The organism is Rhodococcus sp. (in: high G+C Gram-positive bacteria), from assembly GCF_049299235.1.
Classification (GTDB): Bacteria; Actinomycetota; Actinomycetes; order Mycobacteriales; family Mycobacteriaceae; genus Rhodococcus.
The window spans coordinates 1-10,260 of record NZ_JBAQXC010000356.1 but is presented as its reverse complement, the minus strand read 5'-3'; the positions used below and the strand labels follow the sequence as shown (position 1 = coordinate 10,260).

Here is a 10,260-nt window from a genome sequence, read left to right as displayed (position 1 = left end):
TGCCGTGTGCCTTTTGGGCCCCCCTGGTAGCCCAAAAGGCACACGGGTGCGAAAGCGCCCCAGGCCAGGACGAGCGCGGCGGGCAGCAGCAGCGCGATGATCGCCCCGTACGGCTCGGGGGAGCCGTACGCCAGGACGATCGCGGTCGTCGCGGTCGTGACGAGCACTGCCAGATCCGACCGCACCAGTTCCGACCACAGCACCATCGCGACGGCCGCTGCGACCGCGAGCGATGCGATCGCATACGGCTTGAACGCTTCCCAGCCGTCCATGCCGAGCACGTCCGCGACGCGACCGCCCACCCAGAACCAGCCCGCCGGATAGAACGGCGGCAGGTCGATATAGGTCATGTCGTGCAGCGCCGCCGAATCCGTGAACCGCGTCAAATACTCGGTACGGAACTCCTGGTCGACGGAAATGCCGTGCAGATACAGCTTCGTTGCGGCCAGCGGCATCCCCAACGTCGCTGTCACCAGGCCGGACACACCCGCCCACGACAACACCCGCGCCAACAGCGGAACCCGGCGCCGACGCAGCAGCCACACCGACACCGCGAGGACCGCCAGCGCCGCGACCTGCAGCACCGTCGTGATCGCCTGTGTCACATTCGACGAGGTGAACGCCGGCCACTGCACCCGCGCGAATGCGAACAGACCGACGGTCGCGACCACCGCGGCGACGACCGCGGCGCACACGAACTGGGCGAGCGTCGCAGCGACACGGCGTGCGGGGGCTACTTCGGAGGCGGTGAGCACCATCCGAGCATAGGGGGATGCCCGGCATGCTCTGTGGCGCGGCAACCGCAGATTCGAGTAGTGCGGACTCTGGCACTTCGACCCCTCCACCCCGCATGCTGGACAGAAGCGACGGTGGTCGAGATGCCACCGGAGGGTCACGGCCGCTATCGCGTCGGGGGTCACTCGGAAACACCGAGTGGAGCCGAACGGAAGGCTGAAGAAGTCATGACACGAACGTCGGTTCGCGCGTTGTTCGCCGCGCTCGCGGCGGTTCCACTGCTCGTGGTCGGCGCTGCGCAGGCGTCGGCTGTCCCGGTGATCACACCGGGTGATCCGGGCGGCCCGATCGATGGGCAGTTGACCGACGACGCGAATCTCGAGCCGTACCAGTGTGTCGTCGTCGGGCAACCCGGCGTCGGCTACGCCTCGAACGCGGCCGGTGAGGCAGGCCAGGTGATGGGCACCTTCACCAACGAGGGACCCGTCACCAATGCCTGCTACGGGCCGATGACCGGGTTCCAGAGCGGCGTCGGCTACGTACAGTAGAGACGAACCTGCCCCGCCGGATTCAGGATCGGGCGGGGCAGTGCCGTGTGGAAGTCTAGATCGGCAGTTTGCGGAAGACCGCGCGCGGAACGTGCCGCAACACCATCATCACGAATCGCCACGGGCCGGGCGCCCAGACGATTTCCTTGCCCTTGTCGGACGCCGCGACCGCGAGTGCCGCGACGACGTCCTTGTTCACCGTCAGCGGCGCTTCCTTGACGTGCGCGCTGAACTGGGTGCGCACCATGCCCGGTCGCACCACGGTGACCTTCGGCCCGAACGGCGCGAGCGCCTCACCGAGTCCGAGGTAGAAACCGTCGAGTCCGGCTTTGGTGGAGCCGTAGACGAAGTTGGCGCGCTTGACGCGTTCACCGGCGACCGACGACATCGCGATGATCCGGCCGAAGCCCTGCGCCTTCATCTTCTCGCCGACCAGGACACCGACCGAGACGGACGCGGTGTAGTTGACGTTCGCGACGAGCACGGCCTTGCGCTGGTTCTGCCACAGTTCTTCGGCGTCACCGTCGAGGGCGAACGCGACGATCGCGACGTCGACGTCACCTCCCTGCCAGGCCTCGTCGATGACCTTCGGATGGTTTTCGGTGTCGAGGGCGTCGAAGTCGACCAGGTCGACCTTGGTGGCGCCCGCGGCCTGCGCCTGCGCGACCGCGGCCTCGCGCAGCGGATCGTTCGGCAGGGCCGCGAGGATGACGCGGGCCGGTGCCTTGCGCAGGTATTCCTCGACGATGGCCAGGCCGATCTCGGAGGTGCCACCGAGCAGCAGCAGGGTCTGGGGGTTGCCGACGGCGTTGATCATCAGTGGAGTTCCAACCTTCTGGACATATCGGAAGCGAAGACGTTGGTGGGGTCGATGTTGCGGCGGACTTTGAGCCATTCGCCGATGCGCGGGTACATCGCGTGGAACGTCTCGGCGGTGGTGCGCGAATCCTTCGCCGTGTAGAGGCGACCACCGAATTCGAGGACCCGCTTGTCGAGTTCGGTGACGAACTCGTTGAGTCCCGGCTTGATGCGGAAGTCGACGCAGATGTTCCAGCCCGGCATCGGGAAGCTGAGCGGCGCCTTGTTGCCCTCGCCGAACAGTTTGAACACGTTGAGGAACGAATGATGCCCGGACGATTGGATGTCGCGGATGATCTGCTTGAACTCGCCGACGGCCTCCGGTGGCACCACGAACTGGTACTGGAGGAAACCGTTCGAGCCGTAGCCGCGGTTCCATTCGCCGAACAGGTCGAGCGGGTGGTAGAACGCCGTCAGGTTCTGGATCTGGTTGTCCGCGTTCTTCGTCTTGCGATAGTACAACTCGCCGATCGCGGTGAAGTTGAACTTGTTCGCGAGCCCGTTGGGGAACACGTCGGGGAGCGTCAGCAGCGTCGGCGCATCGAACTTCAGCGGGTTCTTCTGCAGCTTTTTCGGCAACTGGTCGAGTCGGGCGAGACTACCCCGTGACACGGCGGCGCGGCCCAGCTTCGGTTCGGGGGAGATCGCGTCGAACCAGGCGCTCGAGTAGTCGTAGTTCGCTTCGGAGCCGTCGCTGTGCAGGGCGATCGTCTCGTCGAGGGATTCGGTGCGACGACTGTCCGCGATGAAGTACGCCGTCTCGGTGGCGGTCATCTCGACGGTCGCGCGCAGGATGATGCCGGTCAGGCCCATGCCGCCGACCGTCGCCCAGAACAGCTTGGCGTTGCGTCCGCCCGGGGTGATCGTGCGGACCTGACCGTCGGCGGTGAGCAGGTCCATCGACCGCACGTGGTTGCCGAAGCTGCCGGCGCTGTGGTGGTTCTTGCCGTGGATGTCGGCACCGATGGCACCGCCGATGGTGACCTGCCGGGTGCCGGGCAGTACCGGAACCCACAGGCCGAACGGCAACGCGGCCCGCATCAGCTGGTCGAGGGTGACACCGCCGTCCACCGTCACGAGCCGGGTGTCCCGGTCGACGGTGTGGATCTTGTTCAGTGCCGTCATATCGACGACGAGACCACCGGCGTTCTGCGCGGGGTCGCCGTACGAGCGGCCGAGGCCACGGGCGATGACGCCGCGGCGCAGGTGCGTCGGCTTGGACTCGTTCTGCTCCGCGACCCGAGCGACCGCTGCGGCGATCAGTTCGACGTCGGGGGTGGACAGCACTTCCGCGGTGGTCGGCGCAGTGCGCCCCCAGCCGGTCAGGGTGCGGGTCTGGGTGGGGAGCGGCGCGGGCGCCTGCTCGGCAGCAGTCGTGGACATCGACATAGAGGCTACCCGCGCGTACGGGCAGGTCCACAAGATGCCTTTTGTCACCCCCTGTTTGTCACCCCTGTTTGTCACCCCCGTACGGGCGGGTGAGAATTTCGAGGTTGTGGCCGTCCGGGTCGTCCCAGTACACGCCGCGACCACCGTCGTTCGTGTTGATCTCGCCGAGCCGTCGATGCCCCGGATCGGCCCAGTAGTCGAGGTCGCGCTCGCGGATGCGCCCGAAGATTTCGTCGAACTCGGATTCGCCGACGAGGAAGGCGTAGTGCTGGGGGCGGACCGGCCCGCTGCCGGCCATGAAGTCGAGTGAGACGCCCGCGACCTGCACGATCTGGAACGGTCCGAAGAGGGTGGGGGCGTCGAGGCCGAGGATGTCGGCGACGAACCGTGCGGAGGCGTCGCGGTCGGTGGCGTGGACGATGGTGTGGTTCAGTTCGACGGGCATGCCCCGATCGTGCAACCTCGAGTCGGCTCGAGGTCAAGGCCGGCGCGACCCGGGCGATATTCTCGACGCCGTGCCCGAAACCCACGACGTGTCCGAGCCCGAGCATCGGGCGCCGCTTCCGGTCGAGATTCCCGTCACCGAGAACATCGCGGACGATGCTCTCGACCTGAAGACGCAGATCGTCCGGTTCGTGGCGACCGGCGGATTGTCTGCGATCGTCGACTACGGCCTGTACGTGCTGCTGATGGCGTTCGGTGTCACCCGCGACCTCGCCAAGGCCATCTCCTTCGTGGCCGGGACCACGACTGCGTACCTCATCAACCGGCGCTGGACGTTCAAGGCGGAACCGAGCCGGGCCCGGTTCGTCGCGGTGGTCGTGCTGTATGCGGTGACGTTCCTCGCGCAGGTGGGGATCAACCGGGTGCTCAACGAGTCGCTGCCCGAGGAATGGTGGCGGGATCCGCTTGCCTTCGTCGTGGCGCAGGGTGTCGCGACCGTCGTCAACTTCGTGGTGCAACGCGCGGTGATCTTCCGGATTCGTTAACGGCGTCCGGCCAACGCGGCGCCGATCTGGCGGAGCACCCCTTCCGGGTCCCGCGTCAGCGAGTGCCAGGTGAACCTCAGCACATGCCAGCCGGCGTTGACCAGGACATTCTGCCGTTCGGTGTCGCGGCGGTGGCGATGCGCGTCACGGTGCCACGCCCACCCGTCGACCTCGACGGCGACGCGGTGCGCCTCGAATGCCACGTCGATCTCGTAGCCGCAACTCCACACGTGGGCCCGCCACCCGGTCACGCCGGCCTCGCGGAGCAGACGGTGCAGGGTGCGTTCGGCTTCCGAGTGCCCGCCTTCGCCGGCCGAGCACAGCAGCAGCGACGCCGAGCGCGCGCCGTGCCGTCGGGAGTTCCGGCGATGCACCCGCTGCAGCACCTCGAGCGACGTGTGCCGTTGCAGTGCCCGGTCCATGAGCACCGATCCGTCCGGTATCTCGACGGCAGCCTCGAGGACAGTGAGTGGAAGCGCCGTCACGGACAGGCCCCGAACCAGGACCACATCCTTCCAATGCAGGTCACGCCGCCGGAGGCGGATATCGCGACTGCGCGGCCGGGTCCGATGTTTGGGAACGGTGACGTAGTGCCGCGTCGGCGGCTGTTCGAGGATGCCGTGCCACCACGCTGCGCTCGGTCCCCAGGCCAGCGCGTCCGGTCCGGCAGCGTAGACCGCGGCCCGCAGCATCACCGCGTCGGTGCGTTCCCGGTCGGCGCGCAGGTAGACGCCCGGCCCGAGCGTCGCCCATTCTCCGGTGGCCAGCTGCCGGGTCACCATCGACGGGCTCATCCCGTGCTCGAGTGCCTGTAAGCGGGTGACGACGCCGTCCTGGCGGGCCATGATCGCGTGGATTTTCGTCCGGTCCATGCCTTTTTCGACGTGAACTGGGGCGGTCCGGTTCCGCGTCGCATCTTCTGTGTGGATTTGTGTTCGCCGGGCGGACACAAATCCACACAGAACGATCAGTACCTCGGCAGCAGCCCGGCGACCGTGGCTTCGGCGAGGGTGGGTGCGGCCTGGTCCTTCGCCGACAGCTCGTATCCGCCTGTCCCCACCACGGGCCAGTCGATGCCGATGGCCGGGTCGAGGGGATGCACTTCGTGTTCGCGTTCGGGGTTGTAGCCCGTGGAGCACAGATACACCACGGTCGAGTGGTCCTCGAGTGACAGGAAGCCGTGGCCCAGCCCTTCCGGCAGGAAGACCGCGCGACGGTCGACGGTGTCGAGCAGCACCGAATCCCACTGCCCGAAGGTGGGGGAGCCGACCCGCAGGTCGACGACGACGTCGAGCACCGATCCCGACACACACGTGACGTACTTCGCCTGGCCGGGCGGGACGTCTGCGAAATGGATGCCGCGCAGCACCCCGGCCGCGGACACCGAGCAGTTCGCCTGCTGTAGATCCAGTGACCGGCCGGTGGCCTCGGTGAACGTGGACTGTTTGAACCATTCCAGGAACAGCCCGCGGTCGTCGCCGAACTGTGTCGGGGTGATCTCCCACGAACCTGGCACGCTCAATTCTCGGTACTGCATCACGCGTTCTTCCCCCGCTCGAGCAGGTCGAGCAGATAGGTGCCGTACCCCGATTTGAGCAGCGGGTGCGCGAGGGCGGCGAGTTCGTCGTCGGTGATGTAGCCGGACCGCCACGCCACTTCTTCGGGTGCGCCGATCTTCAGGCCTTGTCGTTCCTCGATGGTCCGCACGTAGTTCGAGGCGTCGAGCAGCGAATCGAAGGTGCCGGTGTCGAGCCAGGCCGTTCCTCGGGGCAGCACCTCGACCTGCAGTTTCCCGGCATTGAGATATTCGCGGTTGACGTCGGTGATCTCGTATTCACCGCGCGCGGACGGTCGCAACCCCTTCGCGATCTCGATGACGTCGTTGTCGTAGAAGTACAGGCCGGGAACCGCATAGTTCGACTTGGGGTCGGCGGGCTTCTCCTCCAGCGACAGTGCGCGACAGTTCTCGTCGAATTCGACGACGCCGTACGCGACCGGATTGGACACCCGATACGCGAACACGGCACCCCCGTCGATGCCGTCGAATCGGGTGAGCTGGGTGCCCAACCGTGGCCCGTAGAAGATGTTGTCGCCGAGGATCAGGGCGACCGAATCGTCGCCGATATGGTCGGAGCCGAGCACGAACGCCTGGGCCAAGCCGTCGGGCCGGTCCTGGACGGTGTAGGTCAGGTCGATACCGAACTTCGATCCGTCGCCGAGGAGCCGATGGAACTGTTGCGCGTCGTGGGGGGTCGTGATGACGAGGATGTCGCGGATGCCGGCAAGCATCAGTGTGGAGAGCGGGTAGTAGATCATCGGTTTGTCGTGCACGGGCATGAGCTGTTTGCTCACCGCGAGAGTCAGTGGATGCAGTCTCGATCCGGTTCCGCCTGCCAGGATGATTCCGCGCATGTCGGTCAGTGTCCCATGAGTAGGGTTGGCGCCATGAGGTTGCTTGTTACCGGTGGTGCGGGTTTTATCGGTGCGAACTTCGTGCACCGGACCGTGGCGGACCGGCCCGACGTGCGCGTGACAGTGCTCGACAAGCTCACCTACGCGGGCAGCCGGGCGTCCCTCGATCCGGTCGCCGATCGGATTTCGTTCGTACACGGCGACGTCGCCGACGCAGAACTTGTCGAGCGGCTCGTCGCCGACAGCGATCTGGTGGTGCATTTCGCCGCGGAATCCCACAACGACAATTCCCTCAGCGACCCGTCCCCGTTCGTGCACACCAACCTCATCGGGACGTTTACGCTGCTCGAGGCGGTGCGCAGGCACGGGGTGCGGTATCACCACATCTCCACCGATGAGGTGTACGGCGATCTCGAACTCGACGATCCGGCGAAGTTCACCGAGTCGACGCCCTACAACCCGTCGAGCCCGTATTCGGCGACGAAGGCCGGTTCGGATCTGCTGGTGCGCGCGTGGGTGCGGTCGTTCGGGGTGGCCGCGACCCTTTCGAATTGTTCGAACAACTACGGCCCGTACCAGCATGTCGAGAAATTCGTGCCCCGGCAGATCACCAATGTCCTCGACGGGATGCGTCCCCGCCTGTACGGGTCGGGTTGCAATGTGCGGGACTGGATCCACGTCGACGACCACAACAGTGCGGTGTGGACGATCATCGAGAAGGGCGAGATCGGGCAGACCTATCTGATCGGGGCCGACGGCGAGACCGACAACCGTACCGTCGTCGAGACCGTTCTGGAGTTGTGCGGCCGGGACCCCGGCGATTTCGATTTCGTCACCGACCGGCCCGGCCACGATCTGCGGTACGCGATCGATTCGTCGCGGTTGCGCCGTGAATTGGGGTGGCGCCCGCGCTACGGCGACTTCCGTTCCGGCCTGGCCGCGACCGTCGAGTGGTATCGCGGTCATGAGGATTGGTGGCGTCCGCAGAAGGCCGCCACCGAACGCTCCTACGCCCGTACCGAGACGATTGTCCACCCCTGACCTGCGTGAACAGTCCGTTTCGGGCAATACGTGCAAATCGGGAGAAAGCGGGCGGCGTGTGGTGAGGCTCGGCGCGCATCGCGCGGGTAGACGGTTGGGCGCTGCTACTGTCGCATCCGGACCACATCAGGATCGACCACACGGGGAGTAGCTCGATGGAGCAGGCGACGGCCGGCGACACGACACCGATCGACAGCAACATCGACGCCCTCGAGGACGTCCTTACCGAGCCCGCCGGCCGCGACCGGTTGATCGTTCAGCGCGGACTGTTCGCGTCGCTGTCACCGCGAGTGCCGGAGAAGATGTACGCCTTCACCAAGGGCTCCGTCGCCGCCGACCGCACCGGACTGCAGTTGGCCGACGGCGCGACGATGAACACCAACACCTACTTCGGGCGGTTCCCGGCCAGCTTCTGGCAGCGCTGGACCGACGTCGAGACCGTCCATGTGCAGCTCGCGTACGCCTCGTCCGGTTCGGCGACGTTCTCGGTGTGGGCGTCCGACGCCCGCGGCCGCGAACGGCTCGTCACCGTCGAGAAGGTTTCCGGCTCCGGCGAGCTCGACCTGGATCTGACCATCGAACGGTTCGTCGACGGTGGTGCGCTGTGGATCTCCGCGGAGGCCACGTCCGGGTCGCTGAACATCTCCGATGTGCGCTGGACCGTGGCGGCCCCCGAGCATCTGCGTCCCGCCGCGGTCGTCATCTGCACCCACAACCGCGCCGACGATTGTTCCGTCACCGTCGGCACCCTCGCCTCCGACGACGGTGCGATGGCCGACATCGACGTCGTGTGCGTCGTCGACCAGGGCACCGACCAGGTGCAGACCCGCGCGGCGTTCCGTGACGTCGCCGACCGGCTCGGCAACAAGCTCGTCTACATCACGCAACCGAATCTCGGCGGTGCAGGTGGGTTCTCCCGCGGGATGTACGAGATCACCGGATCGCCGAACTCGGCGCACGCCAATGTCATCGTCATGGACGACGACATCCTGTGCGAACCGGAATCGGTGCTGCGGATGAACGCGTTCGCGAACATGACGGTGCAGCCGGCGATCATCGGCGCGCAGATGCTGTCGTTGAGCAATCCTCAGATGCTGCACGTCAGCGCCGAGCGTGAGGTGCTCGACGAGATCACGGCGGGCGAGCTCACCCCGGGTGCCCGCATGGGTATCGACCTGGTCAAGAAGAAGCAGGACGCGCGCTTCGACGCCGGCTGGAACGGCTGGTCGACATGTCTGCTGCCCGCCGAGATCATCGCCGACTGCGGGCTTCCGCTCCCGCTGTTCTTCCAGTGGGACGACATCGAGTACGGCATCCGCGCGCGGTTCGCCGGTCACCCGACGGTGACGTTGCCGAACGCCGGTGTGTGGCACGCCGATTTCTACCTCAAGGACTACGACGACTGGGCGCGGTACTTCAGTATCCGCAACGGCCTGATCGTCTCGGCGATCTACGGTCGGTTCGACGGAAACGACATGTCCAAGTACCTGTTCCGCAAGATCAGCGAACTGATCGTGTCGATGCAGTACGGACTGGCCGCGACGTTCATCAAGGCCGCCGAGGACTTCCTCACCGGCCCGGATTTCCTGCACGACGGCGGCCAGGCAGTGCTCGGTGAGCTGCGCGAACTCCGCGCCCGATACCCGGAGACGAAGCCGCAATCCGCGGCGAAGGTCGGCGCCGACGCCGACCCGCACACCCAGATGTCGGTGTGGGAGTTCGAACCGGACGAAAAACGTGAGGGCCTCGTGCTGGTCAAGCGGGCCGTGCAGCAGTTCACCGGCCGCGTCGACCGGCGCTCGGTCACCGTGCCCGCGCACTTCGCGAACTGGTGGCATGTGTCGCTGTTCGACACCGCCGTCGTCACCGACTCGTCGCAGAACGCGGTGCGTGTGCGCCGACGCGACAAGAATACGGCAATCGACCTGGCGAAGCAGGCCGCGAAGGTGTGTTGGCGACTCCGCAAGGAAGCACCGCGCATGAAGACGGTGTGGCAGGACGCTCGCCCGCAACTCACCAGCCGCGAGAACTGGGCACGGCTGTACGGCATCACGGAGTAGCCCGTGCACGCGTGGCCGATACCCCTGTTCGCCGGTATCGGTACCGCGCTGATCGGAACGGCATTCTCGTGGGTGCCGTCCCTGTGGTGGGACGAAGCCGCCACCATCTCCGCCGCGAACCGTCCCGTCGGTGAACTCGTCGACGTACTCGCCGAATGGGATGCCGTCCACGGGCTGTACTACCTGCTGATGCACGGCTGGTTCCATCTGGTCGGCATCAGCGAGTTC

11 protein-coding genes and 1 pseudogene are annotated in these 10,260 nt (G+C 66.3%); 5 read left to right on the top strand and 7 right to left on the bottom strand.

The window, feature by feature from the left end:
- On the bottom strand, positions 1 to 758 hold a 758-nt coding region (locus tag WAX14_RS22170; protein WP_422630199.1), incomplete at its 3' end, for an arabinofuranosyltransferase.
- A 204-nt stretch (positions 759 to 962) separates the two neighbouring features.
- Between WAX14_RS22170 and WAX14_RS22165 the strand changes: the two genes are divergently transcribed.
- On the top strand, positions 963 to 1,283 hold the full coding sequence (locus WAX14_RS22165; RefSeq protein ID WP_422630198.1) for a hypothetical protein: 321 nt from the start codon (positions 963 to 965) through the stop codon (positions 1,281 to 1,283).
- Between the two features lie 55 nt (positions 1,284 to 1,338).
- Here WAX14_RS22165 and WAX14_RS22160 read toward each other — a convergent pair whose 3' ends face one another.
- From WAX14_RS22160 to WAX14_RS22150, 3 genes are all read right to left on the bottom strand, one after another.
- Positions 1,339 to 2,100, bottom strand: a complete 762-nt coding sequence (locus WAX14_RS22160) for a decaprenylphospho-beta-D-erythro-pentofuranosid-2-ulose 2-reductase (RefSeq protein WP_422630197.1) — start codon at positions 2,098 to 2,100, stop codon at positions 1,339 to 1,341.
- Entirely contained in the window at positions 2,100 to 3,524 is a 1,425-nt protein-coding gene (locus WAX14_RS22155; RefSeq protein ID WP_422630196.1) for an FAD-binding protein, read from the bottom strand. The genes WAX14_RS22160 and WAX14_RS22155 overlap by 1 nt, the downstream gene beginning before the upstream one ends.
- Positions 3,525 to 3,588: 64 nt before the next feature.
- Positions 3,589 to 3,975 (bottom strand): VOC family protein, encoded by a 387-nt coding sequence (locus tag WAX14_RS22150; protein WP_422630195.1) that lies wholly within the window; start codon positions 3,973 to 3,975, stop codon positions 3,589 to 3,591.
- Between the two features lie 70 nt (positions 3,976 to 4,045).
- Here WAX14_RS22150 and WAX14_RS22145 point away from each other — a divergent pair, with 70 nt between their 5' ends.
- Positions 4,046 to 4,519: a GtrA family protein gene (locus tag WAX14_RS22145; protein ID WP_422630194.1), complete on the top strand. Its 474-nt coding sequence runs from the start codon at positions 4,046 to 4,048 to the stop codon at positions 4,517 to 4,519.
- Here the strand turns inward: WAX14_RS22145 and WAX14_RS22140 are convergent.
- The 3 genes from WAX14_RS22140 to rfbA all read right to left on the bottom strand — a co-directional run bounded on the left by WAX14_RS22140 (position 4,516) and on the right by rfbA (position 6,931).
- Positions 4,516 to 5,391, bottom strand: a complete 876-nt coding sequence (locus WAX14_RS22140; protein ID WP_422630193.1) for a DUF559 domain-containing protein — start codon at positions 5,389 to 5,391, stop codon at positions 4,516 to 4,518. The two genes, WAX14_RS22145 and WAX14_RS22140, sit on opposite strands and share 4 nt — an antisense overlap.
- A 95-nt stretch (positions 5,392 to 5,486) precedes the next feature.
- Complete coding sequence (gene rfbC / locus WAX14_RS22135; protein WP_422630200.1) at positions 5,487 to 6,056, bottom strand: dTDP-4-dehydrorhamnose 3,5-epimerase; 570 nt, start codon at positions 6,054 to 6,056, stop codon at positions 5,487 to 5,489.
- On the bottom strand, positions 6,056 to 6,931 hold the full coding sequence (gene rfbA / locus WAX14_RS22130) for a glucose-1-phosphate thymidylyltransferase RfbA (protein ID WP_422630192.1): 876 nt from the start codon (positions 6,929 to 6,931) through the stop codon (positions 6,056 to 6,058). Before rfbA ends, rfbC begins: the two co-directional genes overlap by 1 nt.
- A gap of 33 nt (positions 6,932 to 6,964) precedes the next feature.
- Between rfbA and rfbB the strand changes: the two genes are divergently transcribed.
- The 3 genes and pseudogenes from rfbB to WAX14_RS22115 all read left to right on the top strand — a co-directional run.
- Positions 6,965 to 7,972: a dTDP-glucose 4,6-dehydratase gene (gene rfbB, locus WAX14_RS22125; protein ID WP_422630191.1), complete on the top strand. Its 1,008-nt coding sequence runs from the start codon at positions 6,965 to 6,967 to the stop codon at positions 7,970 to 7,972.
- A gap of 155 nt (positions 7,973 to 8,127) precedes the next feature.
- Positions 8,128 to 10,032, top strand: coding sequence for a glycosyltransferase (locus WAX14_RS22120; RefSeq protein WP_422630190.1), 1,905 nt, complete (start codon positions 8,128 to 8,130; stop codon positions 10,030 to 10,032).
- A 3-nt stretch (positions 10,033 to 10,035) separates the two neighbouring features.
- Positions 10,036 to 10,260 (top strand): annotated as a pseudogene (locus WAX14_RS22115) (mannosyltransferase); the annotation flags it as partial.